Source organism: Streptomyces sp. NPDC007856, from assembly GCF_042868225.1.
GTDB lineage: Bacteria > Actinomycetota > Actinomycetes > Streptomycetales > Streptomycetaceae > Streptomyces.
The window spans coordinates 200,075-225,948 of the sequence record NZ_JBIAEC010000015.1 but is presented as its reverse complement, the minus strand read 5'-3'; the positions used below and the strand labels follow the sequence as shown (position 1 = coordinate 225,948).

The 25,874-nt window shown below is 71.7% G+C and carries 24 protein-coding genes and 1 pseudogene; 16 read left to right on the top strand and 9 right to left on the bottom strand.

All coding sequences use genetic code 11. The annotated features are described in order from the left end of the window. Positions 1-9: 9 nt before the first annotated feature. A complete protein-coding gene (locus ACFYOH_RS32255) occupies positions 10-783 on the bottom strand; it encodes an MHYT domain-containing protein (RefSeq protein ID WP_388632921.1) in 774 nt (257 codons plus the stop codon). A gap of 141 nt (positions 784-924) precedes the next feature. Here ACFYOH_RS32255 and ACFYOH_RS32250 point away from each other — a divergent pair, with 141 nt between their 5' ends. Both ACFYOH_RS32250 and ACFYOH_RS32245 read left to right on the top strand, forming a co-directional pair. Continuing rightward, complete coding sequence (locus ACFYOH_RS32250) at positions 925-1,539, top strand: class I SAM-dependent methyltransferase (protein ID WP_388632918.1); 615 nt, start codon at positions 925-927, stop codon at positions 1,537-1,539. 228 nt (positions 1,540-1,767) lie between these two features. Beyond that, positions 1,768-1,995: pseudogene (locus ACFYOH_RS32245) on the top strand (hypothetical protein); the annotation flags it as partial. Here the strand turns inward: ACFYOH_RS32245 and ACFYOH_RS32240 are convergent. Continuing rightward, entirely contained in the window at positions 1,899-2,804 is a 906-nt protein-coding gene (locus ACFYOH_RS32240; RefSeq protein ID WP_388632916.1) for an oxygenase MpaB family protein, read from the bottom strand. The pseudogene ACFYOH_RS32245 and the gene ACFYOH_RS32240 sit on opposite strands and share 97 nt — an antisense overlap. Positions 2,805-2,902: 98 nt before the next feature. Here ACFYOH_RS32240 and ACFYOH_RS32235 point away from each other — a divergent pair, with 98 nt between their 5' ends. Together ACFYOH_RS32235 and ACFYOH_RS32230 are read left to right on the top strand one after the other, a co-directional pair. Continuing rightward, positions 2,903-3,199 (top strand): hypothetical protein, encoded by a 297-nt coding sequence (locus tag ACFYOH_RS32235; RefSeq protein WP_388632914.1) that lies wholly within the window; start codon positions 2,903-2,905, stop codon positions 3,197-3,199. Between the two features lie 141 nt (positions 3,200-3,340). Beyond that, the gene (locus ACFYOH_RS32230) at positions 3,341-4,216 is read left to right on the top strand and encodes a hypothetical protein (protein ID WP_388632912.1); all 876 of its coding nucleotides are present in this window, start codon (positions 3,341-3,343) and stop codon (positions 4,214-4,216) included. A gap of 716 nt (positions 4,217-4,932) precedes the next feature. On the opposite strand, the gene ACFYOH_RS32225 is transcribed toward ACFYOH_RS32230, so the two are convergent. Further along, a complete protein-coding gene (locus ACFYOH_RS32225) occupies positions 4,933-5,115 on the bottom strand; it encodes a hypothetical protein (protein ID WP_031226809.1) in 183 nt (60 codons plus the stop codon). Positions 5,116-5,549: 434 nt separating this feature from the next. On the opposite strand from ACFYOH_RS32225, the gene ACFYOH_RS32220 reads away from it, so the two are divergent. Then, entirely contained in the window at positions 5,550-5,882 is a 333-nt protein-coding gene (locus ACFYOH_RS32220) for a hypothetical protein (protein ID WP_388632909.1), read from the top strand. Between the two features lie 129 nt (positions 5,883-6,011). Continuing rightward, positions 6,012-7,352, top strand: a complete 1,341-nt coding sequence (locus ACFYOH_RS32215; protein ID WP_388632906.1) for an esterase-like activity of phytase family protein — start codon at positions 6,012-6,014, stop codon at positions 7,350-7,352. Between the two features lie 80 nt (positions 7,353-7,432). On the opposite strand, the gene xylA is transcribed toward ACFYOH_RS32215, so the two are convergent. After that, positions 7,433-8,599 carry a xylose isomerase gene (xylA, locus tag ACFYOH_RS32210; RefSeq protein ID WP_388632903.1) on the bottom strand — a complete coding sequence of 389 codons (1,167 nt, stop codon included), beginning with the start codon at positions 8,597-8,599 and terminating at the stop codon, positions 7,433-7,435. Positions 8,600-8,752: 153 nt separating this feature from the next. On the opposite strand from xylA, the gene xylB reads away from it, so the two are divergent. The 8 genes from xylB to ACFYOH_RS32170 all read left to right on the top strand — a co-directional run bounded on the left by xylB (position 8,753) and on the right by ACFYOH_RS32170 (position 19,850). Then, a complete protein-coding gene (gene xylB / locus ACFYOH_RS32205; RefSeq protein WP_388632900.1) occupies positions 8,753-10,207 on the top strand; it encodes a xylulokinase in 1,455 nt (484 codons plus the stop codon). A 34-nt stretch (positions 10,208-10,241) separates the two neighbouring features. Beyond that, on the top strand, positions 10,242-11,450 hold the full coding sequence (locus tag ACFYOH_RS32200) for an ROK family protein (RefSeq protein WP_388632898.1): 1,209 nt from the start codon (positions 10,242-10,244) through the stop codon (positions 11,448-11,450). A gap of 271 nt (positions 11,451-11,721) precedes the next feature. Beyond that, positions 11,722-13,206 (top strand): APC family permease, encoded by a 1,485-nt coding sequence (locus ACFYOH_RS32195; RefSeq protein WP_388632895.1) that lies wholly within the window; start codon positions 11,722-11,724, stop codon positions 13,204-13,206. An 89-nt stretch (positions 13,207-13,295) separates the two neighbouring features. Then, on the top strand, positions 13,296-14,309 hold the full coding sequence (locus ACFYOH_RS32190; RefSeq protein ID WP_388632892.1) for an acetamidase/formamidase family protein: 1,014 nt from the start codon (positions 13,296-13,298) through the stop codon (positions 14,307-14,309). 107 nt (positions 14,310-14,416) lie between these two features. Continuing rightward, on the top strand, positions 14,417-15,061 hold the full coding sequence (locus ACFYOH_RS32185; protein WP_388632990.1) for an N-acetylmuramoyl-L-alanine amidase: 645 nt from the start codon (positions 14,417-14,419) through the stop codon (positions 15,059-15,061). Between the two features lie 57 nt (positions 15,062-15,118). Next, a complete protein-coding gene (locus tag ACFYOH_RS32180; protein WP_388632889.1) occupies positions 15,119-16,426 on the top strand; it encodes a GAF domain-containing protein in 1,308 nt (435 codons plus the stop codon). A 57-nt stretch (positions 16,427-16,483) separates the two neighbouring features. Further along, a complete protein-coding gene (adh, locus tag ACFYOH_RS32175) occupies positions 16,484-18,007 on the top strand; it encodes an aldehyde dehydrogenase (protein WP_388632886.1) in 1,524 nt (507 codons plus the stop codon). Positions 18,008-18,650: 643 nt separating this feature from the next. Then, positions 18,651-19,850 carry a cysteine desulfurase-like protein gene (locus ACFYOH_RS32170; protein WP_388632883.1) on the top strand — a complete coding sequence of 400 codons (1,200 nt, stop codon included), beginning with the start codon at positions 18,651-18,653 and terminating at the stop codon, positions 19,848-19,850. Positions 19,851-19,942: 92 nt separating this feature from the next. Here ACFYOH_RS32170 and ACFYOH_RS32165 read toward each other — a convergent pair whose 3' ends face one another. From ACFYOH_RS32165 to ACFYOH_RS32145, 5 genes are all read right to left on the bottom strand, one after another. Continuing rightward, positions 19,943-20,122: a hypothetical protein gene (locus tag ACFYOH_RS32165; RefSeq protein WP_388632880.1), complete on the bottom strand. Its 180-nt coding sequence runs from the start codon at positions 20,120-20,122 to the stop codon at positions 19,943-19,945. A 311-nt stretch (positions 20,123-20,433) separates the two neighbouring features. After that, positions 20,434-21,714, bottom strand: a complete 1,281-nt coding sequence (locus ACFYOH_RS32160; protein WP_388632877.1) for an MDR family MFS transporter — start codon at positions 21,712-21,714, stop codon at positions 20,434-20,436. After that, complete coding sequence (locus ACFYOH_RS32155; protein ID WP_388632874.1) at positions 21,711-22,841, bottom strand: PLP-dependent cysteine synthase family protein; 1,131 nt, start codon at positions 22,839-22,841, stop codon at positions 21,711-21,713. Before ACFYOH_RS32155 ends, ACFYOH_RS32160 begins: the two co-directional genes overlap by 4 nt. A 124-nt stretch (positions 22,842-22,965) precedes the next feature. Continuing rightward, positions 22,966-23,427 carry a hypothetical protein gene (locus ACFYOH_RS32150; RefSeq protein WP_388632870.1) on the bottom strand — a complete coding sequence of 154 codons (462 nt, stop codon included), beginning with the start codon at positions 23,425-23,427 and terminating at the stop codon, positions 22,966-22,968. Between the two features lie 124 nt (positions 23,428-23,551). Next, on the bottom strand, positions 23,552-24,301 hold the full coding sequence (locus tag ACFYOH_RS32145; RefSeq protein ID WP_388632867.1) for a polysaccharide deacetylase family protein: 750 nt from the start codon (positions 24,299-24,301) through the stop codon (positions 23,552-23,554). Between the two features lie 222 nt (positions 24,302-24,523). On the opposite strand from ACFYOH_RS32145, the gene ACFYOH_RS32140 reads away from it, so the two are divergent. Beyond that, entirely contained in the window at positions 24,524-25,141 is a 618-nt protein-coding gene (locus ACFYOH_RS32140) for a class I SAM-dependent methyltransferase (protein WP_388632864.1), read from the top strand. Between the two features lie 30 nt (positions 25,142-25,171). Further along, positions 25,172-25,864 carry a DUF2218 domain-containing protein gene (locus ACFYOH_RS32135; protein ID WP_388632860.1) on the top strand — a complete coding sequence of 231 codons (693 nt, stop codon included), beginning with the start codon at positions 25,172-25,174 and terminating at the stop codon, positions 25,862-25,864. Positions 25,865-25,874 lie beyond the last annotated feature (10 nt).

Sequence of the window (25,874 nt, the reverse complement as noted above, 5' to 3'; positions counted from 1 at the left end):
GGGCTCCCGCTAGCGGGCGATACTCTCGACGGGCCGCTGAGCGGAGGCGGACGCCTCTCGCTCGTCGGCCGTGGGCGAGAGGGCGACGAAGGCCGCGGTGATGAACAGGTAGGACCCGAGGCCGACGGCGAGGGGGAAGATGAACTGCATCGCCGTGGCCCCGGGCAGGGTCTCGCCGGAGGGGGTCACATGCACGCTCACCGCGAACATCCCGGTGAAGTGCATGCTGCTGACGGCCGCTCCCATGACGAGGGAGGCGACGGTGACCGCGAGGGGCGACTTGATGTTGAGCCCGGCCCACAGAGCCGCGGTCGCCGCCACGACGGCGATCAGCACCGACACTCCGACGAGGAGGGGGTCGTACCTGATGTCGCCGTGCAGCCGGACCGCCGCCATGCCCAGGTAGTGCATGCTGGCGACGCCCACTCCGGTGGTGAGACCGCCGAGCAGGAGCGCCCGGGTGCGGTCGCGGCTGTAGCCGACGGCGAAGACGCCGGCGCAGACGACGACCATGGCGACGAGGAGGCTGAGGATGGTCAGCGGCACGTTGTAGCGGATGTCGGTGCCGCTGACGCGGAAGCCGAGCATGGCCACGAAGTGCATGGTCCAGATGCCGGTCCCGATGGCGGAGGCCGCGGTGACGAGCCAGTTGCGGCGCGAGCGGCCGGTGGTGGCGAGCGCGCGCACGGTGCAGCGCAGTCCGAGCGCGGCACCCACGCAGGCCATGACGTACGACAGCACGGGGGTCAGCCAGCCGAAGGCGGCGTGGTCCAGGTGTCCCATGGCCAAGGGACGCTAGGGGGCACGGGCGCACAAAGGGGGCGCATTTCGAAAGCTGTTGGAATATGACACACAGATGCGACGGAACGATCGAGTCCGGCCCGAACATGTGCGCCTAGGTATCCCCCATGGCGGTGAGGAATCATGCGGAACATGAGCGACGACCACACACACGTTCAGGATTTCTTCACCGCCCGTGCGGCCGACTGGGACAGCAGGTTCCCCGACGACGGTCCCGCCTACGCGGCGGCTGTGTCCGATCTCGGACTGCGGCCGGGCGACCGGGTGTTGGACGCCGGCTGCGGCACGGGGCGCGCCCTGCCGCCGCTGCGGGCCGCCGTGGGACCCTCCGGTGTGGTGCTGGGTGCCGATCTGACGCGGGCGATGCTCGAGGCTGCGGTGCGGGCGGGCCGCGGCCGGAACGGGCACCTGCTGCTCGCGGACGTCGCCGCGCTGCCGCTGCGGGCCGGGTCCCTGGACGCCGTGTTCGCGGCCGGCCTGATCGCCCATCTGCCGCGCCCGGAGGAGAACCTGCGGGAGCTCGTCCGCGTGGTGCGGCCCGGCGGCGTGCTCGCGCTGTTCCATCCCATCGGTCGCGCGGCTCTGGCGGCACGCCAGGGCCGGCGGATCACACCCGACGACCTACGCGCCGAGGCCAACCTCGGTCCGCTGCTGGCCCGATCGGGGTGGAACATGACGTCGTACGTCGACGAGGACGCCCGTTTCCTCGCGCTCGCGGTGCGCCGACGCGAGGACTGAACGTTCTGTCGCTGAAAGCCGGTCGAGGCGGTCCGTGCCGGCGACGGCCGTCCGAGCCCCGGCGCAGGCCTACGGTGGAACGAGGCGCCGGGGGCGGAGCCCGCACTGGTGTATCTGCACGGGCTCGGCTCGATGTCCGCCGTCCAGCACGTGCACATCGCCGCCCGTGCCGAACTCGGCCGGGCTCCGTGGCCGCGCCGCGCCACGTGCTGAGGCTGACCGAGCAGGGCAGGCTTCTTCTACGACGGCGACCGGCCGCTGCCCGCCGAGGAACTGGACGACCCGTTCCGGCGGGGTCGCCTCATCATCGCGCGTGCCACGAGCCGGGCCCAACTCGCCTGGCTGCGCGACACCCTTGCTCACTCGACGACGTCGGCCGCTGAGGTGTCCCGGTGCCGCACCGGGCAGCCGCGCAGCCCGGGAACCGGGCGGGTGCCCAGGTCCGCCAGCCGGTAGCCGTCCGGGTAGCCCTTGATCTCCCGGTTCTGGCGGGCGAAGTGCGGGGCACGGCGCGGCGGCAGCAGCCGGACGAGCCGGCCACGCGCGCGTACGGCCCGACGCACGAACGCCGAGGTGGCCGCGCCGGGCGGGGTGTAATCGAAGGCACGCAGCAGCGGCTCGTCGAGCAGCGCGAGCGTCGCGGTGCGCAGAAGTGGCGCCAGAGCCCGGGGATACCAGGACGCCATCAGGTCGAGTGTGGCGTCGGAGACCCGCCGGGACTGCTCGTCCCAGCCGAAGTGTTCCTCCTCGTACGCGTCGAGGAGTGCCTCGAACTCCTCGTACGTCTTGGGGATGCCGGGAATTCCCATGTGCCGGCCCAGGGTGCGGTAGTACTCGGTGGCGGCGACGATCTCGTGCCGCGACAGCCGGCGCCAGCCGTAGGCGTCGATCCAGCGCCTCGGCATCACGACGAAGGTGCTCAGTACATACCGCATGTCGTCGTCGCTGATGTCGTAGCTGCGGTGCATCTGATTGATGCGGCGGATCGCGGTACGGCCCTCCTCAGTGGCGAAACCGTGCTCGACGACGGTGTCGAGGAGGAGCACGGTGTCGTCGTACCGCTTCTGCGGGCGCTCGGTCAGCTCCGCCGTCCGCGCGAGCAGCCGCCCGATGCTCGGCACGGCGTACGTGCGGTACAGGGCCAGTTCAAGGGCACGGGTGTAGTCCCAGGGGAACTCGAACGCCACACTGAGCCGGTAGATCTCCAGGGCGTCCGTCACCGGGTCCAGTCGGCGGATCTGGCTGAGCCGCTCGAAACGCTTCATCGCGTCATCCCCCTTCTGCCGCAGAAAGTCCAACTCTACGTTGAAAGAGAGCAGATGAACGATCGACGATGACCCCGTTCGGGGGGAGGGTGGTCCGCGTGTTCGGTCAGATACGCAAGTACGCCGCCAGACTCCGCACCTCCACGCACCCGCAGCCGGCAGGCGCTCGGGAGAGACGCGCGCACAACTTGTTCGAAGCGGCGGCCACGTATGTCGTGGCACGTGCGGAGGACGATCAGGACCGGGTCGAGGAGGCGGCGGCCTGGGTGTCGCCGGAGGCACTGTCGTTCGGGGTGAGCGAACTCGCCTGCCGGGCCGTCCTCGCGTTGGCCCGGGAGCGCGACGAGTCGCCCGCGGCGGTGGCCCGTGATCTCCTCGGGCTGCGCACGGGCTGAGCGGAAGCTCTCCGTGCGCCGTGGTCGTTTCGCCCCCGTCCAGGCGGAAACCTGCAGGTCCGCGTGGTGTGAGCAGTCGTGACAAGCGGCTTCCGCTCGCACTAGGGTGCGCGCCGTTGGACGAACCACTGGGAGGCAGGGATGGCCGGAACCGACGAGGAGGCCGTCGCCGCCGGAGACGATGCGCTGTACGTGCTGACGGCAGTGCTGCTGACGCCGGCGCAGTTTCCGAGCGTGCTGGGCGACGACTATCCGGAGGCGTGTGCGGCGCTGGGACTCGCCCCCCTCGCCGACGGGTACGGCCTGGTGCTGGGCCAGGACGGCGACGGTGCGCGCTGGACGGTCGTGATCGACGATGTCTCGCTGGTCGCCGTGGCGATCGCGTCCTGGGACTGCGGCATGGAGTACGAGCTGTCCCCGGACGAGCGCGCGGTCGTGGCCGCGCTGCCGGGCTGGCCGCTGGCGGTCGCCGTCGCGGCTCCCGGTGTCCCCGCCCCGCACGACCCCGATCCCGAGGTGGCGAACCGGCCCGCGCTGAGCCCGCCGGACACCACCACCTGGGGACCGGCCCAGCGCCGCCTGGGCGCCGACGAGATAGCCCTGCAGTGGGCGTCATGGCGGGAGCAGCTCAACGACGAGGCATTCTCCATACCGGACGCGCAGGCGGAACCGGACGGGCCGGGGAAGCCCGGCGAGCCGAAGGCCGAGGAGTTGTCACCGGAGGGCGGGCAGGGCGTGCCGCAGGGCGGCCACCGGGGAATCAGGCGCGTGCTCGCGGAGGCTCGTGCCTACGTCGAGTCGCCGCCGCCGCTCGGCCGGGTGCGCTCGTCGTTCGCGCCCGGTGACGCCCGTACGCTGCGCGCCGACGGCCCGGGCTGGTCGATGGTGGCCCGCACCGACGACATCGCCTTCGTCCTGCTCGACGACGAGCCCGGCGAAGTCCTACCCGTGGGCCGGGGCCCCGAGTTGCCCGGCCTGCTGGAGGCACTCGACAAGATGGCCGTACGGCCCATCTGAGGCCCGACGGCGGCGGGACCGGCGCGGCGGAGCCGGGGCGCCCCTACGACCCGCCACCTGCTGGTGAGGCCTCCGCACGGCCCGCCGCCTGCCGCGCATACGGTCGCCGCTCGAAGTGCCACAAGCGGCGGCAGGCGCACCTCCGGGGCCAGACGACCGCAGGCCCGCCGCCGCCCGAGGCCCGACGACCGCACGGCCCGGGCGGCGACCGGAGGACGGACGACCACAGCCCGACCCCGCCGGCCGCACCGCCCACGCCAGGACCCGAGCCCCGACGACCACCACACGGTCCCGCCGACCCCACCGCCCACGCGGGAACCCGGCGGGACCACGACCGCACCACCCACGCCAAGACCCGAGCCCCGACGAGCACCACACGGTCCCGCCGACCCCACCGCCCACGCGGGAACCCGGCGGGACCACGACCGCACCACCCACGCCAAGACCCGAGCCCCGACGACCACCACACGGCGGCCGGGAGCGCCGCCCACCCCCGCCGCGTTCCGCGACGGCCGTATGGCCGGTGCTGAACCCTGGTGGCCGCGCGGTACGAGACCCCCGGGCACGTACCCAGCGCTGACCCGGGGGCCGGGCGCGCCCGAGGCCGTCCGGCTCCCCCAGTCAGCTCCGCGCGCCTCCTGACGGCCTCCGCGGGCGGGAAGCCGGCGGCTCCGGCATCCCACCAGTCGGCTCTGTCCGCGGCACGGGCGGTGCCGTCAGCGGCCGAGTTCCTTGCGTGTGACCCTGCGGAGCCGGCGCCGCTGTGAGGGGTCCAGCGCCAGATACGCGGCCACCGGAACCCCGACCACGATCAGGAACGCCACCCACCAGGGCAGCCAGATCAGCAGGATCAGCCCGACCGCCACACCCCCGACGGCGATCTTCGCGTTGTTGGACATGAGCGTCGCCTCCTTCGCGGCCACTGCCGCTCTCTGCTCTGAAAACGGCGCCCCGCTCGCCACGGTTCCAGAACTCGCCCCTGAGACATCCCTGAGCCCCACCCCCTAGTGGATGAGGTTCGCTGCCGTCATGAACCGATGCACGGCCTCGCGCACGCCGGACAGGACCGTGACAGCACTCCCTGCCCCATCGTGCTCCTGAGCGGAAGAGTTGCCAGCATGCCGTGCCCGCGCGGGCAACGATCGCCCGCCACCACTCGAACAGATTGTGAAGTGGCCCGGATCATGACGCCAGTATGCCGGGGCGTCCTTCGGCTTGCTGTACCCTCGGCGACTCCGACCCAGTAGTCAAACTTGATGAGTGCGGCAGAGCTGCGCAGACCATTTCCACGGCACCATCCTCCGAACTCTCCGAACTGGCGCACTGCTGCACGGTGTTCCTGCCGGACGACCCGGCGCGCACCGGACGGGTCGCTTTCTGGCGACCGGACGGCGCGCCCCCTCCCGGCGCAGCCGATCCCGGCGCCTTCCACGGCTCCCCGATGGTGAAACTGGACATAGTGCTGCCCACGGCGGACGGCGGCGTCGAGCCGGTCCGTGCGCCCGCGCTCCTGCTGCCCGTGCACCACGCCCTGCCGTTCCTACTACGACCGCTGGTGGAATTCGGCGGTCGAGGCCCAGGCCACCCTGGGCCGGACGGTGATCCGGCGACGGCACTGGCGGCGGCACGGCTCGGCGCCGAATCGGAGGAGCCAGACGGCCTCTGACACACCGTCATCACAATCCGCCGCCTTCCGATGAGGCGCCGACGCCGACCGTTCACCCCGCGGCCGTACAGCGTTCCTCATGGGGCCCAACTCTGGCCGCTGTCAATGAAGTTGTCCCCAGGAGGCCCGATGTCCTCACATGATGCCGGCCGGCGCCGCGTCCACCGTTCTGTCGCCATGGGCCTGCCCCTGGCCCTGGCGGCCGCTCTGCTGGCCGCGGGACCGGCCACGGCTGCGCCGTCCCCCGACGCCCGCGTCATCCGCACCGCGACGCTCGGCGAGATCCCGCTCGGCGCGTTCAGCAACGCACTGCTGCCCGGCAGCGTCGACGACGACCACGGGGTGAAGCTCGGCGGCATCGGCAGTGACATCTATCCGGCGGGCCGCAAGGGCGAGTTCTGGACGGTGACCGACCGCGGGCCCAACGGGCAGATCAAGGTGGACGGCAAGAAGCGCCGCACCTTCCCGGTGCCGGGATTCGACCCCGCGATCGTGAAGATCCGGGTCTGCGGAGACACGGTCCAGGTCATGGACGCGATCCCGCTGACCACCTCATCCGTGAAGGCCGTCACCGGGCTGCCCGATCAGCAGGGCCGCGACGAGACGCCGTACACCTACGACGCGAAGACGCCGCTCTCGTACAACCCGAACGGGCTCGACACCGAGGGCATCGTGCGCGCCGCCGACGGTACGTTCTGGCTCGTCGACGAGTACGGCCCCTCGCTGATCCACGTCTCCGCGCGCGGGGAAGTGCTCACCCGATTCGTACCCAAGGGGCTCGGCCTGACGGGCGCCGACTACCCGGTGGTGGAGGCGCTGCCGTCGATCTTCCTGCACCGCAAGATCAACCGGGGGTTCGAGGGGCTCGCGCAGCTTCCCGACGGTGATCTGGTGATGGCCCTGCAGAGCCCGCTGTCGCTGCCGGACGCAGACGCCGGAGACGCCTCGCGCACCACACGGCTGCTGCGCTTCTCGCCGCGCGAGAAGGCCGTCACCGCCGAGTACGCCTACCGGTTCGACCCGGTGAACGTGGTCGACCCGAGCGAGGACGGCACCTCCGAACTGAAGATCTCCTCCATAGTCGCCGTGGGCGGTGACCGGCTGCTCGTCGAGGAGCGCACGGACAAGGCGGCCCGGCTGCAACTGGTCCGGCTGGGGCGTAAGTCGAGCATTCTCGGCGGACCCTGGGACGCCGACACGACCTCGCCGTCCCTGGAGCAGCTGGACGATCCGGCGGCTGACGGTGTGCCGGTGCTGGACAAGCGCCTCGTGGTCGACCTGAACAAGGTCGACGGCGTGCAGCAGAAGATCGAGGGCATCGCGCGCGTGGACCACGACACGCTCGCCCTGATCAACGACAACGACTTCGGGATGGCCGACGGCCCGGGCGCTTTCGACGCGCAGGGCCGACTGGTCGACAGCGGGATCAAGACGAGCGTCGTGTACGTCCGGCTGCCCGAGGAACTGTGAGGTTCCTCGACGGGACAGTCCGGAAAGTGGACTGACGGCGGGCCGGGGTGCGGCATGTACCGCACCCCGGCCCTTCGCGTTCAGCCTCGCGCGCCCAGCAAGTGGTCCATCGCGAGCTGGTCGAGCCGCTCGAACGCCATGCCGCGCGCCGCAGCGGCCTCGACGTCGAAGTCCTCGAAGGCCGAACGGTCCGCGAGCAGCGCCTGCAGGCCGTCGGCCGCGGTCGGCTGGGCCAGCTGGTCCAGCCGCGAGGCACGCAGCGCCTCCTGGACCTCCGGGTCGGCGCGGAAGGCCGCGGCGCGCTCCTTGAGGATGAGGTAGTTGCGCATGCAGCCGGCCGCCGAGGCCCACACCCCGTCGAGGTCCTCGGTCCGCGGCGGCTTGAAGTCGAAGTGCCGCGGGCCGTCGTAGCCGGCGCTCTCCAGCAGGTCGACCAGCCAGAACGCCGCCCGCAGGTCACCGGCACCGAACCGCAGGTCCTGGTCGTACTTGATGCCGGACTGGCCGTTGAGGTCGATGTGGAACAGCTTGCCCGCCCACAACGCCTGCGCGATGCCGTGCGGGAAGTTCAGGCCCGCCATCTGCTCATGGCCCACCTCGGGGTTGACGCCGTACAGCTCGGGGCGCTCCAGGCGCTCGATGAACGCGAGCGCGTGGCCGACGGTGGGGAGCAGGATGTCGCCGCGCGGCTCGTTCGGCTTCGGCTCGATCGCGAACCTCAGGTCGTAACCATGGGCGGTGACGTACTCGCCGAGCAGGTCGAAGGCCTCCTTCATCCGGTCCAGCGCTGCGCGCACGTCCTTGGCGGCGCCCGACTCGGCTCCCTCGCGACCACCCCAGGCGACGTACGTCTTCGCGCCGAGCTCCACGGCGAGATCGATGTTGCGGATGGTCTTGCGCAGTGCGTAGCGGCGCACGTCGCGGTCGTTGGCGGTGAACGCGCCGTCCTTGAACACCGGGTGCGTGAACAGGTTGGTGGTGGCCATCGGCACGGTCATGCCAGTGGCGTCCAGGGCCTGGCGGAACCGCTTGATGTGCGACTCGCGCTCGGTCTCCGAGGACCCGAACGGGATCAGGTCGTCGTCGTGGAAGGTCACCCCGTAAGCACCCAGCTCGGCCAGGCGCTGCACCGTCTCGACAGGGTCCAGGGCGCGGCGGGTGGCGTCGCCGAACGGATCCCTTCCCTGCCAGCCGACGGTCCACAGTCCGAAGGTGAACCTGTCCTCGGGGGTGGGCTGGTAGCTCATGCCGCGGCTCCTTGCTGCGTTGCGACTATTTCGTCATGGCCGTTTACAAATTAGTATGCGCTCACGCCTCTGGGAAGAGACAAGATGTCTTTGTCCCGCAGAGTCACGGAAAGTCACGCGAATCGCGGAACGTCGCGGAAAAGGGAGAGCCCGATGTCAGCAGCCGAGGGTCCGCTCGTCGTCGGCGTGGACACATCCACCCAGTCCACGAAGGCACTGGTCGTCGACGCGGCCACCGGCCAGGTGGTGGCGAGCGGCCAGGCACCGCATACCGTGTCCGCCGGCGCGGGCCGCGAGAGCGACCCGCGGCAGTGGTGGGACGCGCTGTGCGAGGCATTGCGCCAGTGCGGTGACGCGGCGCACGAGGCGGCCGCGGTGTCCATCGGCGGCCAGCAGCACGGCCTGGTCACCCTGGACGAGCGGGGCGAACCGGTGCGTCCGGCACTGCTGTGGAACGACGTCCGCTCGGCGCCGCAGGCCCGCCGGCTGGTGGAGGAACTGGGCGGTCCGAAGGCCTGGGCGGAGCGCACCGGCAGCGTGCCCGGGGCGTCCTTCACGGTCACCAAGTGGGCATGGCTGGCCGAGCACGAGCCGGAGTCGGTCCGCGCGACCAGGGCGGTTCGGCTCCCCCACGACTACCTCACCGAGCGCCTGACCGGGCAGGGCACCACCGACCGCGGCGACGCGTCCGGCACCGGCTGGTGGGCGTCCGGCACGGAGGCGTACGACGCGGAGACCCTGGCGCACGTCGGTCTCGACCCGGCGCTGCTGCCCCGGGTGGTGCGGCCGGGCGAGGTCGCCGGCACCGTTCGCGACAGCCATGACCTGCCGTTCTCCAAGGGCACGCTGGTCGCCCCCGGAACCGGCGACAACGCGGCTGCGGCGCTCGGTCTCGGCCTGCGGCCCGGCACCCCGGTGCTCAGCCTCGGCACGTCCGGCACCGTGTACGCCGTCTCCCGGCACCGTCCGGCCGATCCGACCGGCACGGTGGCGGGGTTCGCCGACGCGCACGGGGACTGGCTGCCCCTGGCCTGCACCCTGAACTGCACGCTCGCCGTGGACCGCGTCGCGACGCTGCTGGGCCTGGACCGCGAGGCGGTGGCACCCGGCGGCGCCGTGACCCTGCTGCCGTACCTGGACGGCGAGCGCACCCCCAACCTGCCGAACGCCTCCGGTCTGCTGCACGGCCTGCGCCACGACACGGCCGCCGGGCAGCTACTACAGGCCGCGTACGACGGCGCCGTGCACGCGCTGCTGGGGGCGCTTGACCTGGTCCTGGACGAGGACGCGGACCGCAGCACCCCGCTGCTGCTGATCGGTGGCGGGGCACGCGGGACGGCCTGGCAGCAGACGGTACGGCGGCTGTCCGGGCGGCCGGTCCAGGTCCCCGAGGCCCGGGAACTGGTCGCCCTCGGAGCCGCGGCACAGGCCGCCGGCCTGCTGACCGGCGAGGACCCGGGCGCGGTGGCGCGCCGCTGGAACACGGCCGCGGGACCGGTGCTGGACGCCGTGGAGCGGGACCAGGAGACACTGGAGCGGATCACCGGGGTACTCTCCGACGCGGCCCCGCTGCTGGAGCGGGGGACCGAGACCACGCCGCGGGCATGAGCCGGGCGGCAGACACCGAGGACTGAGTTCAGGCATGACCGCACCCCTGCACGACGCCCGTCCGCCGGGCGCCGGCCGCGTCCTGCCGGACACCCAGCAGGGCATGCGCCGGCGCAACCTGGCCCGGGTGATGCACGCCGTCAGTGCGGAGGGTTCGCTGTCGCGGGCCGCGGTCGCCTCGCGCATCGGGCTGACGCGGGCGGCCGTGTCGACGCTGGTGGACGAGCTGACCCGGTGGGGTCTGCTGGAGGAACTGGGTCCGGAGCGGCCGGGCCGGGTGGGCCGGCCCGGGTCAGCGCTCGCGGTGAGCGGCCATGGTCCGGCCGGGATCGGGGCGGAGATCGGCGTCGATCACCTCGCGGTGTGCGCGGTCGATCTGCGCGGGGCGGTCCGGGCGCGGGCCCTGCGGCACGGCGCGAACCGGGGCCGGGCGCCCGGACCGGTGGTCGAGGAACTGACCGAGCTGGTGCACCGGGTCGTCGCCGAGGCAGAACGGGAGGCGCTCTGGCCCGCCGGGCTCGCGGTCGCCGTACCCGGACTCGTGGCACGGGACGGCCGTACGGTCGTACGCGCCCCGAACCTCGACTGGCACGACGCCGACCTCGGCGCCCTGCTGCCCGAGATCTGGCCGCTGGCCGTGGACAACGAGGCCAACTTCGGTGCGCTCGCCGAGTTGTGGCTCGGCGACGGCACCCCGCGTGACTTCCTGCACGTGTCGGCCGAGATCGGCATCGGCGCCGCGGTCGTCGTGGACGGCGGACTGCTGCGCGGCACCCGCGGCTTCGCGGGCGAGCTGGGTCATGTACCGGTGCGGCCGGACGGGCCGCCCTGTCCGTGCGGCGGCCGGGGCTGCCTGGAGCAGTACGCGGGCGAGGAGGCGGTGCGGCGCGCTGCGGGGCTGGAGCCGCGCGAGGACCTGGTGGGCCTGCTCGCGGGGCGCGCCGAGCAGGGCGACGCCGGCGTACGGGCGGCCCTGCGGGAGGCCGGCACGGCGCTCGGTATCGCCCTCACCGGGGCGGTGAACCTCCTCGACCCCGAGACAGTGGTCCTGGGCGGTGCCCTGGCCGGCCTCTCCCCCTGGCTGCTGCCGTCCCTGGAGACGGAGCTGACGAGCCGCACGGCAGGCCCGCCCTGCCCGGTGGCGGTCTCCCGGCTGGGCCCGGAGGGCCCCCTGCTGGGGGCGGCGCACTCGGTCGTCCGGGCTGTGCTGGACGATCCGGCAGTGGTGGCGGAACGTCCCTGACGGCTCGGACCGACTCGCCGGGGGCTCCCGCGCTGCCGGGAATCGGGGCGTCGCGGCTGCCGTGTTCACCCGCTCGGGTGGCCGGGTTTTCCACAAGTGGAGGCCTCTCCACGGATGTGGTGTGCGCTCTTCTGCCCAACCCGCCCGCGCCGTACCGTGATTCACGCGAGGCACGGCCGACGGCTCGTCAAGGTCGTCGGCGGGCCGAACGGTTCACGGTATTTCACGCGCGTTCGGGTGACAGTGGGCTGACAGGCATCGGGGGACACACATGCACGAGGAGAGGACCGGGGCGCTGCGGCGTGACGCCGTCGGGCTGCGCGAGGTGCTGTTCCAGAGCGTCACGGCGATGGCGCCGGCAGCCGCGGTGGCCGCGTCGATCCCGGCCGGTGCCGCCTTCGCGGGCGGCAGCCTGCCGCTGGCGGTGCTGATCGCCCTGGTGGCCTGTCTGTTCACCGCGTCGTGCGTGGCCGAGCTGGCCCGGGAGCTGCCGGCCGCGGGCTCGGTGGCCACCTATGCGGCGCGGGGGCTGCACCCCGCGGTCGGGTTTCTCGTCGGCTGGGGTTACGTCTTCGTGGAGATGCTGGTCCCCCCGCTGCTGTTCCTCCAACTGGGCTTCACGGCGGCGGGCACGCTGCACGAGGAGTGGTCCTCGTATCCGGCGGATTTGTGGTGGCCGTGGTCCCTGGCGGGCGCCGGCATCATCGCCGTCGCCGGTTACCTGGGCGTCCGGGCCTCGGCCCGCTTCGGCACCGTCCTCGGCGTCTTCGAGATCCTCGTCTTTCTGGTGTTCGCGGCCCTGCTCATCGGCAGGGCGGGCGACGCCAACACCCTGTCGGTGTTCGGCACTTCGCACACCGCCGACGGTTACGCGGGGATCAGTGGGGTGTTCGCCGGGTCCGTGTACACGGTGCTGGCGCTCGCGGGGTTCGAGGCGGCGGCGCCGCTCGCCGAGGAGACACGCGATCCCCGGCGGACGATGCACCGCGCGGTCCTCGGAGCGGCCCTGGGCATCGGCCTGTTCTATGTGATCACGACCTATGCGATGACCGTCTACTTCGGCCCGGACCGCTTCGCGAAGTTCGGCGCCTCCGGCGCGGCCTCCTGGGACGGCGTCGCCCGGGCCTCCTTCGGCCTCTTCTGGGTGCTGGTCTTCCTGGCGGTGATCAACTCCACGATCGCCAACGCCAACGCGTGCGCCAACGTGTCGACTCGTACGGCGTTCGCCCTGGCCCGTATCCGGGTCCTGCCCCGTCTGCTCGCCACGCTCCACCCCCGGCACCGCTCCCCCGTGGCCGGGATCGCACTGCAGACCCTCGTGGCGGTCGGGGCGGTCCTGGGACTCGGTTTCGGCTACGACCCCGTGACCGCGTTCCTGTTGCTCGCCACGGTGATCGTCACGGTCGTCGTCTGTGTCTACATCGTCGTGAACCTCTCCTGCGCCGGCTACTTCCTGCGGGCCGGCCGGGCCGCTCTCAGGCCGGTACGGCATCTGGTGTTCCCGGTGCTCGGCATCGCGGCCTTCGTCCCCGCGCTGCTGACGGCCGCTGGCCTCCCGGTCTTCGACTTCGTCACCGAACTTACGGCCCCGGTGTCCTACGCCGGCCCGATCGTCGGCGTCTGGATGGTGGCCGGCGTGGTCGTGCTGCTCCTGCTGATACGCCGGCACCCCGAGCGCATAGCCGAGGCCGCTCGGGTGCACCTCGACACGTACGACACGGCCGGTCCCCGGCAGGACGGGACCGTACCCCGCTGACCCGCCGGTGCCCTACGGAGAGCCCCCCCGCCGGCCTGCGCAAGCCCCCTTCCCCACGAACGCTCCCGTCAGAAGGGACCACCTCGACGATGACCGACCCCCGGATCCTCACCGTGCGCCCGGAACCGGACGACTACGCCTGGACGTTCGGCGGCGCACCGCCCGTGGCGCGGATCGCGCCCGGCACGGTTCTCGACCTGTACACGGAGGACTGCTTCGCCGGCCGGGTGCGCTCCGAGAAGGATCTCGTCTCCGAGGTCTGCGAGTTCCCGTTCCTGAATCCGCAGACCGGCCCCTTCCACGTCGAGGGCGCCGAGCCCGGTGACACGGTGGCCGTGCACTTCGTGTCGATCGAACCGGCCCGTGACTGGGCGGCGTCGACGACGGTCCCGCTCTTCGGCGCGCTCACCTCCACGCACACCACGGCCACCCTGCAGCCCCCGCTGCCGGAACGCGTCTGGATCTGGCAGCTGGACCGGGCGCGGCGCACCGCCCTCTTCCAGGCGCAGGACAGCGACATCGAGGTGGCGCTGCCCATGGACCCCATGCACGGCACGGTGGGCGTGGCCCCCGCCAATCTCGAGGTGCGCTCGGCCCTGGTGCCGGACGCGCACGGCGGGAACATGGACACACCCGAGATGCGGGCAGGCGTCACCTGCTATCTGGGCGTCAACGTCGAGGGTGCCCTGCTCAGCCTCGGCGACGGGCACGCCCGGCAGGGCGAGGGCGAGACCTGCGGCGTGGCCGTGGAGTGCGCGATGAACACCGTGGTGGTCGTCGAGCTTCTCAAGGATGTCGCCACGCCGTGGCCCCGGCTGGAGTCGGACACCCACATCATCTCGACCGGCTCAGCCCGGCCGCTCGAGGACGCGTTCCGGATATCGCAGCTGGACCTGGTGCAGTGGCTGGCGCGCGACTACGGGTTCAGTGAGCCGGACGCGTACCAATTCGCAACCCAGGCGGTCGAATCCCCGTTGGCCAACGTGTGCGACACGAACTACACGTGCGTGGCCAAGCTCCGCAAGGAATGGCTGCCGGCCCGCGAGACGTACCGGGGCGTGCACGCGCGCCTGCGAGAAACCGCGCGGGCCCTGCGCGGCTGACGGCGACCAGGTCCCCGAAGGCGCACCACCGGCTTGCGGCGCCCCCACTCCCCCACAACTCCTGAAACCCCCCACACCCCGAAAGGCACCCGCCGATGGACATGGACATGGACCCGGCCGGACCTGCACGGCGAAGAGAGCCGGTGCACCCGGCGAGCCAGGGCAAGCCCCGCCTGAGCAGACGACGGCTGCTGAAGGGTGCGGCGCTCGCCGCCGTCCCCTATGCGCTGCTCCCCGACCCACGCGCCGGTGCGCAGTCCGAGACCGTCGACTACCCGCCCGCCGAGTGGCAGTCGGCGAGCCCCTCCAACTACACCGCGTCCGACCGCCCCGGCAGCTACACCATCGATCGCGTGATCATCCATGTCACGCAGGAGACGTACGCCAACACGCTGGCGATCTTCGCCAACCCACAGAAGGACGTGTCCGCCCACTATCTGGTCCGCTCGGCGGACGGGCACGTCGCCCAGTGCGTGCACGAGGCCGACATCGCCTGGCACGCGGGCAACTGGGACTACAACACCCGCAGCATCGGCATCGAGCACGAAGGCTGGGTGGACCAGCCGGCCTACTTCACCAACGCCCTCTACGAGCAGTCGGCGCGGCTCACGGCGGCGATCTGCGACAAGCACGGCATCCCCAAGGACAAGGAGCACATCATCGGCCACTACCAGGTGCCCGGCACCGACCACACCGATCCGGGGCCGTACTGGGACTGGGTGCGCTACCTGAGGCTGGTCAACTTCGCCTAGCCGGAAGACGATGGTCGCGGGACCAATGTCACTGTTTCACCGTCCGGGGAGGCCGAATTGACCGATCCGTGGGTGGCCCTGGAGCCGGGGGCCGACCCCGCCGAGCGGGTCCGTGTGCTGCGCCGGGCGCACGAGACGTTCACCACGGCAGGCACGGTGCCGCGTCCGGTGCGGTCGGTGGTGGCGGAGTCGTGGCGGCGCAGCGCTCGGGCCGGTGTCGGGCCGGACGGCACCGCCAGCGTGGAGCTGACCGACGGCGACCTCGGCGCCTACCGGGCTGAGCACCCGCTGGCGAGGGTGATGCCGCTGTTCCGGGAGCTGCTCGGCACGTTCGCCGCCGACGGCGAGCATCTGCTGGCGGTGTGCGACGCGCACGGCAGGCTGCTGTGGGTCGAGGGGCACCCGGCGACCCGGCGCCGGGCGGACGGCATGAACTTCGTGCCGGGGGCACGCTGGTCGGAGAGCGCGGTCGGCACCAACGCGCCGGGGACCGCGGTCGCCGTGGACCGGCCGGTGCAGGTGTTCGCCGCGGAGCACTTCATACGGCGCGTCCAGCCGTGGACGTGCGCGGCGGCACCGGTGCACGATCCGCGTACCGGGCGGGTCCTGGGCGCCGTGGACATCACCGGCGGGGACGGGCTGGCGCATCCGCACAGCCTCGGGTTCGTGCAGGCGGTGGCGCGGGCCGCGGAGGCGCAGCTCGCGCTACTGGAACCACCGGGGAGCGCGGTGGGCACGCCGTTGCTCGGCGCGCTGGGCCGGGACGAGGCAGAGTTCGTGCTGGACGGCAGCCGGATCCGGCTCAGCCGTCGGCACAGCGAGATCCTCGTGCTGCTGGCCCGGCATCCCGAGGGGCTGAGCGGTGACGAGCTGCTGTGCGCGCTGTACGCGGACGAGTCGGTGACGCCCGTGACCCTGCGTGCCGAACTGGCCCGGCTGCGCAGGCTGTTGGGTGCCGGCCTGCTCGCCTCGCGGCCGTACCGGCTGACGGCCGCGGTCGAGTCGGACGTCACCGTGGTGGAGCGGCGGCTCAGGGCGGGCGCGGTCACGGCGGCGGCGGAGGCGTACACCGGTCCGCTGCTGCCCGGTTCGCAGGCGCCGGCGATCGTACGGCTGCGCAGCCGCCTCGCCGCCGAGCTGCGGACGGCACTCGTCGCGCACCGCGACCCGGACCTGCTGGCCGACTGGGCGCACGCGCCCTGGGGCGAGGACGACCTGGAGGTGTGGCGGGCGCTGGCCGCGCTGCGGCCCAGCGCGCCGGTGCGGTCGCGGCTCGCCGCGCTGGAGGCCGAGCTGACGGCACCGGCCGGCCGGACGCGGGGGCAGGCCCGCGGCGCAACGTGGTTGCAACGTCCGCCGGCCTAGCCTCGCGCCCGAGAGCTGCCCAACGGCGGGCAGCGCTGCACCGGGAGGCAGACCAGCATGACTCGTTACGCGGCGCCGGGCACCGAGGGCGCGATCGTCTCCTACCAGGCGCGCTACGACCACTTCATCGGCGGGCAATACGTGCCGCCGCTGCGCGGGCAGTACTTCGAGAATCCGTCGCCGGTCAACGGACAGCCGTTCACCGAGATCGCGCGCGGCACCGCGGAGGACGTCGAGCGGGCGCTGGACGCGGCGCACGAGGCCGCGCCGGCGTGGGGCCGTACGCCGGTGGCGGAGCGCAGCGACATCCTGCTGAAGATCGCCGACCGCATGGCGGCGAACCTCGAAGCCCTCGCGGTGGCGGAGAGCTGGGAGAACGGCAAGCCGGTCCGCGAGACGCTGGCGGCCGACATCCCACTGGCGATCGACCACTTCCGGTACTTCGCGGGCGCGATCCGGGCGCAGGAAGGGTCCCTGGGCGAGATCGACGACGACACGGTGGCGTACCACTTCCATGAGCCGCTCGGGGTCGTCGCGCAGATCATCCCGTGGAACTTCCCGATTCTCATGGCGGCGTGGAAACTCGCGCCGGCGCTCGCCGCGGGCAACGCGGTCGTCCTCAAGCCGGCCGAGCAGACCCCGGCCTCGATCCACTACTGGATCAGCCTGATCGCGGACCTGCTGCCGCCGGGCGTGCTGAACATCGTCAACGGCTTCGGGGTGGAGGCGGGCAAGCCGCTGGCGTCCAGCCCGCGCGTGGCGAAGGTGGCGTTCACCGGGGAGACCACGACCGGGCGGCTGATCATGCAGTACGCCTCGGAGAACATCAAGCCCGTCACCCTGGAGCTCGGCGGCAAGTCGCCCAACATCTTCTTCGACGACGTGTGGGCCCACGACGACGACTTCCGCGACAAGGCGCTCGAGGGCTTCACCATGTTCGCGCTCAACCAGGGCGAGGTCTGCACCTGCCCGTCGCGGGCGCTGATCCAGCGCGGTCACTACGCGGAGTTCCTCCAGGCGGCGGTCGAACGCACCCGGCAGATCAAGCCGGGCCACCCGCTCGACACGGACACGATGATCGGTGCCCAGGCCTCCAACGACCAGCTGGAGAAGATCCTCTCCTATCTGGACATCGGCCGGCAGGAGGGCGCGAAGGTCCTCACCGGCGGTGAGCGCATCGAGTACGACGGCGAGTTGAAGGGCGGCTACTACGTCCAGCCGACGATCTTCGAGGGCGACAACCGCATGCGGATCTTCCAGGAGGAGATCTTCGGCCCGGTAGTCTCGGTGGCCTCCTTCGACGACTTCGACGACGCCATCAAGACCGCCAACGACACGCTGTACGGCCTCGGCGCGGGCGTGTGGACCCGGGACGCCAACACCGCCTACCGCGCAGGGCGCGCGATCCAGGCGGGCCGGGTGTGGACCAACTGCTACCACGCCTACCCCGCGCACGCTGCGTTCGGCGGCTACAAGCAGTCCGGGATCGGCCGGGAGACGCACAAGATGATGCTGGAGCACTACCAGCAGACGAAGAATCTTCTGGTGTCGTATTCGCCGAAGAAGCTGGGCTTCTTCTAGGCCCAGGATATGGGCGCCTGGACCAGGGCAGATGCCTGGCAGGCGCCCCTTTCTCGCTCGCCCTGAATTGTTGCGCGGCAGGCCGTGATCAAGACGGCGGAGTTGTGCATGCGGGCCGCGGCCTGGACACGCGAGACACGGATCTTGAGACCGCGCGGATGGCCCCGGCCGGGGCCGACGAGGTCGATGCGCCCTGCTCGACGCGCACCGCGACGGTCTCCTGGCCAAGCTGATCACCGGGCCCGAGTCCCTGACGTTCGCCGTGATGGAGCGCACCCTGGTGGCGGTGGCCGAGGACGCGGAACTCAGGCGGATCGGCGCGGATCCGGGGGACCTGGGTCGATCTCGCGATTCGCGATGCCGTGGGCGGCGTGCTGGAAGCGCGCGGTCGCGTCGGAGAGCGTCTCGGTCGCCTGGGCGAGGGGGACACCGCCGAGGGCACGCAGCCGAGCCCGGCCGCGGCCTCTGCCATCGGGCCTCGGCGTACGACGGCCAGGAAGGTGGCCAGGAGCTTCAGGTCCGGCCGGGACTTCATGTTTCATGAACTCTCGCTTCGGGATCCATCGCTTTACGTGTCCCGGGAGCGCCGCCAGAGTAGAGGCACCTCGACGCCAGACACTCCGCCCGACAGAAACCAGAGAGAATGGCCATCGACCTCACCGCCCTGCGGGCCCACTTCCCCTCCCTCACCACCGGGCTCGCCTTCTTCGACGGTCCGGGCGGAACGCAGACCCCCCGCCCCGTTGCCGACGCCATCGCCGCGACGCTGACCGGCCCCCTGTCCAACCGGGGAACCGTCAGCCCGTCCGAGCTCAACGCCGAGCGCGCCGTCGCGGACTTCCGCGCCGCCTACGCCGATCTGCTGAACGTGCCCGCGAACGGCATCGTCCACGGCCGCAGCGCCACGCAACTGACGTACGACTTCTCCCGGCACCTGGCCAAGACCTGGAACGCGGGCGACGAGATCGTCCTCAGCCGCCTCGACCACGACGCCAACGTCCGCCCCTGGATCCAGGCCGCCGAGCGCGCCGGAGTGACGGTCCGCTGGATCGAGATCGCCCCGGAGACCACGGAGCTCGACCTCGACTCGTACGAGCGGGTCCTGACACCCCGGACCCGGCTGGTCGCGGTCACCGCGGCCTCGAACGTGCTGGGCACCAAGCCGCCCGTCCGCCGGATCGCCGACCGTGCCCATGAAGTCGGCGCCCTGGTGTACGTGGACGGCGTGCACTACGCCGCGCACCACCTTGTGGACGTGCCCGCGCTCGGGGTCGACGTGTTCGTCTGCTCGCCGTACAAGTTCCTCGGACCGCACTGCGGGGTGCTCGCGGCGGCACCCGGGTTCCTCGAAACCCTGCGCCCGGACAAGCTCCTGCCGTCCCCCGACACGGTGCCCGAACGTTTCGAGTTCGGCACACTGCCCTACGAGATCCTGGCGGGCGCCACCGCCGCCGTCGACTTCCTCGCCGAGCTGGACCCGGGCACGGGGATCTCGCGCAGGGAGCGCCTCACCCGCTCTTTCGAGTCCCTGCACGAGCACGAACTGACGCTGCGCGCACGGCTGCAGGAGGGTCTGGAGTCTCTGGGCGACGCCATCAGCTTGCACTCGAAGGCCGCCGACCGCACCCCGACGCTCCTGATGTCCATCGAAGGCCGCGACGCCCGCGAGGCCCAGGCACATCTGGCCGCACGCGACGTGGTGGCACCGGCAGGGTCGTTCTACGCCTACGAACCCTTCACCGCGCTCAAGCTCGAAGCCCCCGCCCTGCGCGCGGGCCTCGCCCCCTACAACACCACCGACGACGTGGCCCGACTCCTCGACGGGCTCGCCGACTTCCTCTGACCTCGCCGGAGTTCGTAACCCGATCTTGTCGGCAGGCAGCCCACATGCCGAGTACGTGGCCGCGCCTGCGCGGGACCTCGCACGCAGGCCGGCTACGCCTCGTGCTCCCCTGCGAGCCGCTCGCGCGACCTCACCACCGTCAGCACGTCGGCGTCGATCAGCGCCCGCAGTGCATCGCCCATCTCGCCCCTGGCCTCGACGTGGTCGGCGAAGCAGTCCATCCACCGCCGCAGCGCGAGGTCGGGGCGCATCCGCGCGAGCAGGGTGTCCACACTCGCGCACAGCTGCTCCACCTCCTCGCGACGGAGCGCCTGACAAGCGCGCGACAGGGGAAGTGCCGGTACAGCGCCGGCACTTCGGCGACGGCTCCGTCGAGGTCAACGACAGGCCGAAGTCCCTGGCCCGTCGGCGACATGGCCCGCCGAGCGGGCCTGCCGTTCCCCGCCGCTCGGTTGGTCATCGCGCCCGCGTCAGGAGCCCTGGCCTCGGTCGTCATCGACTTCGAACTCCTCGGCGCCGAACTCTCGGAGCTCACTGCTCCGGAAGCACGTGCCGGCCCCGCTCCCGGTGCCTGTGCCCCCTGTCACGAGGCCACCGCCAACGGTTCTGGCTCCGGCCGGGGATTCAGGCGGCCGGATCGTGCGAGCAGCGCGACACAGCCGGCACAGAGCGCACCCGTCGACGCCAGCACCCACCACGTCAACTCCGGGTGACCGAGGCGATGGGCGGCGTCCCACACCGCGCCCGTGGTCAGGTTCCCCACGGTGATGCCGAGCCCGGAGACGGTGTTGTAGAGCCCGTAGTGCGTGGCGACGAGCCGGCCGCCGGCGAGCGAGACGACGGTGTCCATCTCGAACGGGTACGCCGCGGCCGTGCCCAGCCCGAGCAGAGTCACCGCGGTGAACAGCGGCAGCAGTGCCAGGGTCCAGTCCAGGAGGCCGGACCTGCTGCCGACCACCAGGTCCGTCAGCGCCAGCGGCAAGAAGGCAGCGCCCATGAGAGCGATGCCGTAGACGATCGCACGCTGCGGGCGCCGGCGGCCCCGGGCCCATGCGGTGATCCTCAGCTGTCCGACCACGGCCACGGCGGCGGATACCGCGAACAGTGCCGTGGTCACCGCGTCGCCGCTACCCGGCGCCACCCGATGCGCCTGGAGCGGCAGCGCCAGATAGACCTGGAAGGACAGTACGTAGGAGCCGATCATGGCAAGCGAGAACAGCAGGAAGGGACGGTTGCGGACGACGGTGCGCCAGTCGGCGAGCACTCCGCCCCGTTCGTCCGACGCGGTGGCCTCATGGCCGGGCAGGAAGCGCAGCTGGACGACCGTCAGGGCGAGGAACAACGCTGCCGCCACCGAGCAGACCAGCCGGAAGTCGGTGGCCAGCAGCGCCAGCCCGGCAAGGGGGCCGACGAACATGCCGGCCTGGTAGAAGACATTGAATGCAGCGAACGCTTCCACTCGCCGCTCCCCCGCTTCCTCGGCGAGACAGGCCCGTACGGCGGGGTTGAACAGCGCCCCCGCGAATCCGGTCGCGGCCGAGGCCACCACGAGGGCGGGCAGCGCGTCGACGAAGCCGAGGAGGCCGAAGCCTGCGGTGCGCAGCAGGCATCCGGCGATGATCGTGGGCTTGTAGCCGAGTCGGTCGGCGAGTGTGCCGCCGACGAGGAACATGCCCTGCTGGGTGAAGTTGCGCACCCCCAGCACCAGGCCGACCGCCCAGGCGGCCATGCCCAGTCCGTCCGCCAGATGCACGGCCAGGTAGGGCATGAGCATGTAGAAGCCGGTGTTGATGGTGAACTGCTGGACCATCAGCAGCCGGACGCACCCGTTGAAGGAGCGGAACTGCGTGACGAGGAGCCTCATCGAACAACCCCCTCCGGCACTGTGACGTTCGTGCACCGGGTCCACCGCTCGACCACCCGTTCACCGCTGTGAGCGATCTCGTCCGGGTCGGCCGCCGGCCGGCTGCCCAGCAGGTCATGGGCGCGGCAGTACTCGTCGCTGTAGACGGTGTTCCAGTAGCGGTGCACGCCGTCGGGGAAGATCGCCACGATGCGGGTGTGCTCCGGCTGTGTACGGGCGATCCAGTTCGCCACGAGGGCGACCGCTCCCACACTCCAGCCGCCGCTGGCGTAGTGGCCGCGGGCCAACCGGCGGCAGGTCCACACTGCCTCGCCAGGGCTCACCCAGTGCGCCTCGTCGAAGGCCGCGTGGTCGACGTTCCCGGGATGGATGCTGCTGCCCAGGCCGCGCATCAGGCGCGGGCCGGCGGGCTGGCCGAAGACGGTGGAGTGCACCGAGTCGACGCCGACGAGCCTCAGCTGCGGGTTGAACGTCCGCAGCGTACGGGCGATGCCCGCCGAGTGGCCGCCGGTGCCGACGGCGGCCACCAGCACGTCGACCCGGCCGAGCTGGACGATCAGTTCGAGGGCGAGGGCGGCGTACGCGGCAACGTTGTCCGGGTTGTTGTACTGGTCGGGGCACCAGGCCGCAGGGGTGCGCGCGAGCAGCGCGCGTACCCGCTGCCGGCGCGCCTCCTGCCAGCCGCCCACCGGGTGCGGCTCGGTGACCGCCTCGACATGCGCCCCGAGTGCGCCCAGCTGGTGCACCATGAGCGGCTCCATGCCGGGGTCGGTGACGAGGGTGACCGGGTGGCCGTAGGTGATGCCGGCCAGGGCGAGGCCGAGGCCGAGCGTGCCGCTGGTGGACTCGATCACGGGTGCGCCTGCTGCGAGATCGCCGCGCTTGCGGGCGGCAGCGACCATGTTGAGGGCCGCGCGGTCCTTGAGGCCGCCGGGGTTGGCGCTCTCCAGCTTGGCCCAGAAGCCACGCCCGGGCGGATTGAAGGGCTCGCCCACCCACAGGACCGGGGTGTTGCCGACCATGCCGGCCGGCGACCGGCGCGGGGCTCCGGCCGGTTCGGGGAGTTCGTGCGCTGCGAGGAAGGAGCTGATGTCGCGCGAGGAGATGCCGCGCAGAGCTGTGCTCATGAAGTCGTCCTTCTGCGGCCCGTGGTTGCCATGGGCCGTCGTGTGTGCCGTACGGAGCATGCGCAGAGCCCGGCGGCGCGACCCTTCCGGGGATCACCCTCGGGGCACGGCCGGGGCAGCTCTGTCAGGTACGGCTGACGCAGACGAGGCGCAGCAGATGTGGTCCGCCGGAGTCCGGCGGGGGTTCCGGGCCCGACCCTCCCGGCGGTGCGCCGGGCAGCAGCAGGTCGCCCGTGCGGCTGGTCCGGGTGAGGACGAGCAGCAGCATCGCCAGGATCAGGGCCGCCGAGGATCCCCGCAGGTCGGCCGGCCGGTCGGCCGGGTCGCAGCACGCGGTGCCGTGGCCGGGGTGGTCACCGGCGTCGTGGTCCGCGGAACAGGCCGCGGCGTCGGATCCGAGCGGCGGGGCGCCGACGCTCGGGGCCGCACTCGTCATCACCATGCTCTCCGCCACGGTGTGCGAGTGGGCGTCGGCATGGTGCAGGGCGCAGGCGACGACGTGGGCCATGAGCATCAGCGCCAGGCCCACGAGGAGAGCAAGGGCCGGCGTACGCCTCTCCGGGCGGCCGGCCGATTCCTGCGGCATGCGAAAGATCGTATGCAGTTCGACACGGTATGGCAGCTTTCAGGCTCGTTCGGGTGAATTATCAGAGCTCCTTGTGAGGCGGAACGCGAACCGGCGACCGCACTGTGCCGGCTTCCGAGCCTGACTAGGGCCGGTAGACCATCCCCGGCTGGGCCTTGGCCGGGGCGAGGAGCTGCGACACCGTGACAATCGTGTAGCCGCGCTGTTCGAGCGCCTTGAGGATCCCCGGGACGGCGGGCACGGTGCCCTTGTGCAGGTCGTGCAGCAGGATGATGCCGTCGCGGTGAGTCTGGTCGAGCACCCGCCTGGTGATCAGGGCCGAGTCGGTCGTCTCGTAGTCCTTGGCCGTGACGCTCCACAGCACCTGTGCCAGGCCCAACTCCTTGCAGATCTTGGCCACGTCACGGTTGGTGCGGCCCTGCGGCGGACGCATCAGGACGGGCCTGGTGCCGGTGATCTTCTCGATGGCGTCCTGCGTGCGGGTCAGTTCCTGACGGGCATCGGCCGTGTCGATCTGCGTCAGGATCTTGTGGTTCCAGGTGTGGTTGCCGATTTCATGCCCCTCGTCCGAGATGCGACGGAGGATCTCGGGGTACTTCCCGATGTGCCCCTCGCCCTGCACGAAGAACGTCGCGTGCAGATGCTCGCGTTTCAGGATGTCCAGCAGCCCGGGCGTCGTCGGACTGGGGCCGCCGTCGAAGGTGAGTGCCACGCACTTCGCCTTGCGGCAGTCGACCGCTCCGGCAGCCACCGTTCCCGATGCCTTGTCCCGGGCGGCGCGCGGCGACGTGTGGTCGTACGTCGTGACCCTCAGGGCGATCGTCACCGCGACGATCACGACGACGGTCACGGCCGTCACGAGAGCGATGAGCATGCGCGGCCGTCGTCTTCGGTACCAGGGCACGGGAAGCCTTTCACTGGATCAGGGGATTGCCGACGTGTCTATTGACGGCTCTTCCGTCCCTTGGGTTCATCCGCTCCACGGGTACCGTTTTCGCGACACACCGGCTTGACGTAGACAGTGTGTCTCGATAAAGCTTGCTCCGCAGAGACCGGAACACGCTCCGGACCATCAACCGCGACGGAGGACAGCCACGTGTCCAGCCCGTACTCCCATGCCGGTTCCGGCACGCCATGGGCGCGTCCCGACGACATGTACGCCAGCACACCACCGTGGGACATCGGCCGGCCTCAGCCCGCGTTCCTCTCACTCGCCGACGCCGGGGCGATCCGGGGCCGGGTGCTGGACGTCGGCTGCGGAACCGGGGAGCACGTACTCATGTGCGCCGCCCGGGGTCTGGACGCCACCGGCGTCGATCTCGCGTCCCGGGCCCTTCGGGCCGCGGAGGACAAGGCGCGCCGACGGGGCCTCGCCGCCCGCTTCCTCCACCACGACGCCCGCAGGCTGAGCGATCTCGGGGAGTTGTTCGACACCGTGCTCGACTGCGGACTGTTCCACATCTTCGACGACGAGGACCGGACCGCCTTCGCCGGCAGCCTGGGCACCGCGGTACGGCCGGGTGGCCGCTACTTCATGCTCTGCTTCAGCGACCGGCAGCCCGGCGACCAAGGGCCGCGGCGGGTATCGAGGGACGAGATCACCTCCACGTTCGCCCAGGGTTGGCGGGTCGACTCGATCGAACCGGCCACGATCGACATCACCACCGATCCCACCGGCGTTCGGGCCTGGCTGGCCGCCCTCACCAGGATCTGACATCCGCAGGGTGTCCGAGAAGGGAATCCCATGCCGACCGCCGAAGCCCGGATCGCGACGGACCGCGCGAGCCGGTACCTCGTCCAACTCTGCCGCCACACCGCCATGATGCGCCGGATGCGGCATCAGTCACCGGCCGGGCATGGCGGCGGCCGGATGCCGGACGTTCGCCACGTCGAGTGGTCCGACATCCACGGAACCGTGCGCTTCGGCGAGGGCGCGTGGCATCTGGAAGCGGGACCCGACGTGCTGACGCTGCGCGTCGAGGCCGCCGACGAGCAGGCCCTGCGACGACTCCGGACCGGGATCACCATGCGCCTCGAAAAGATCGGCCGGCGCGACGGTCTGACGGTCACCTGGCAGCGCGCGTCGGCTCCCCCGGCGCCCGCCACCGATGAGGCGTCCGGTGCGGCCCGGCCGGCCGAGGACGGGAAGCGGCGGCTTCGTGGGCCCGCCCGGGTGGCCGGCCTCCTGGCGGTCGGCGCCCTCGTCATCGCCCTGCACCTCGGCGTGGCCGGGGCCGCGCTGACCGCCCCGTCGTGGACGGGCTGGGCCGCGGGCGGCGTCCTGGCCCTCATCGCGCTGAAGGTCCTTTTCATAGGCGGCCACGTCGTCCTGGGGCGCGCGGGCATCCGGCGGAGCAGGTCCCTCCTGACCCACCGCGTGTCTCGGCTCGGTTCGTCCCGGGATCGACACACGGGACGTCCACGGCGGTTCACGTGACCGCCACCCG

Excerpts from the sequence above, each read along its gene's own strand:
- ACFYOH_RS32255 (WP_388632921.1), bottom strand. The coding sequence starts at position 783 with ATGGGACACCTGGACCACGCCGCCTTCGGCTGGCTGACCCCCGTGCTG.
- ACFYOH_RS32250 (WP_388632918.1), top strand. The coding sequence starts at position 925 with ATGCGGAACATGAGCGACGACCACACACACGTTCAGGATTTCTTCACC.
- ACFYOH_RS32240 (WP_388632916.1), bottom strand. The coding sequence starts at position 2,804 with ATGAAGCGTTTCGAGCGGCTCAGCCAGATCCGCCGACTGGACCCGGTG.
- ACFYOH_RS32230 (WP_388632912.1), top strand. The coding sequence starts at position 3,341 with ATGGCCGGAACCGACGAGGAGGCCGTCGCCGCCGGAGACGATGCGCTG.
- ACFYOH_RS32225 (WP_031226809.1), bottom strand. The coding sequence starts at position 5,115 with ATGTCCAACAACGCGAAGATCGCCGTCGGGGGTGTGGCGGTCGGGCTG.
- ACFYOH_RS32215 (WP_388632906.1), top strand. The coding sequence starts at position 6,012 with ATGTCCTCACATGATGCCGGCCGGCGCCGCGTCCACCGTTCTGTCGCC.
- xylA (WP_388632903.1), bottom strand. The coding sequence starts at position 8,599 with ATGAGCTACCAGCCCACCCCCGAGGACAGGTTCACCTTCGGACTGTGG.
- xylB (WP_388632900.1), top strand. The coding sequence starts at position 8,753 with ATGTCAGCAGCCGAGGGTCCGCTCGTCGTCGGCGTGGACACATCCACC.
- ACFYOH_RS32200 (WP_388632898.1), top strand. The coding sequence starts at position 10,242 with ATGACCGCACCCCTGCACGACGCCCGTCCGCCGGGCGCCGGCCGCGTC.
- ACFYOH_RS32195 (WP_388632895.1), top strand. The coding sequence starts at position 11,722 with ATGCACGAGGAGAGGACCGGGGCGCTGCGGCGTGACGCCGTCGGGCTG.
- ACFYOH_RS32190 (WP_388632892.1), top strand. The coding sequence starts at position 13,296 with ATGACCGACCCCCGGATCCTCACCGTGCGCCCGGAACCGGACGACTAC.
- ACFYOH_RS32185 (WP_388632990.1), top strand. The coding sequence starts at position 14,417 with ATGGACCCGGCCGGACCTGCACGGCGAAGAGAGCCGGTGCACCCGGCG.
- adh (WP_388632886.1), top strand. The coding sequence starts at position 16,484 with ATGACTCGTTACGCGGCGCCGGGCACCGAGGGCGCGATCGTCTCCTAC.
- ACFYOH_RS32170 (WP_388632883.1), top strand. The coding sequence starts at position 18,651 with ATGGCCATCGACCTCACCGCCCTGCGGGCCCACTTCCCCTCCCTCACC.
- ACFYOH_RS32160 (WP_388632877.1), bottom strand. The coding sequence starts at position 21,714 with ATGAGGCTCCTCGTCACGCAGTTCCGCTCCTTCAACGGGTGCGTCCGG.
- ACFYOH_RS32155 (WP_388632874.1), bottom strand. The coding sequence starts at position 22,841 with ATGAGCACAGCTCTGCGCGGCATCTCCTCGCGCGACATCAGCTCCTTC.
- ACFYOH_RS32150 (WP_388632870.1), bottom strand. The coding sequence starts at position 23,427 with ATGCCGCAGGAATCGGCCGGCCGCCCGGAGAGGCGTACGCCGGCCCTT.
- ACFYOH_RS32145 (WP_388632867.1), bottom strand. The coding sequence starts at position 24,301 with ATGCTCATCGCTCTCGTGACGGCCGTGACCGTCGTCGTGATCGTCGCG.
- ACFYOH_RS32135 (WP_388632860.1), top strand. The coding sequence starts at position 25,172 with ATGCCGACCGCCGAAGCCCGGATCGCGACGGACCGCGCGAGCCGGTAC.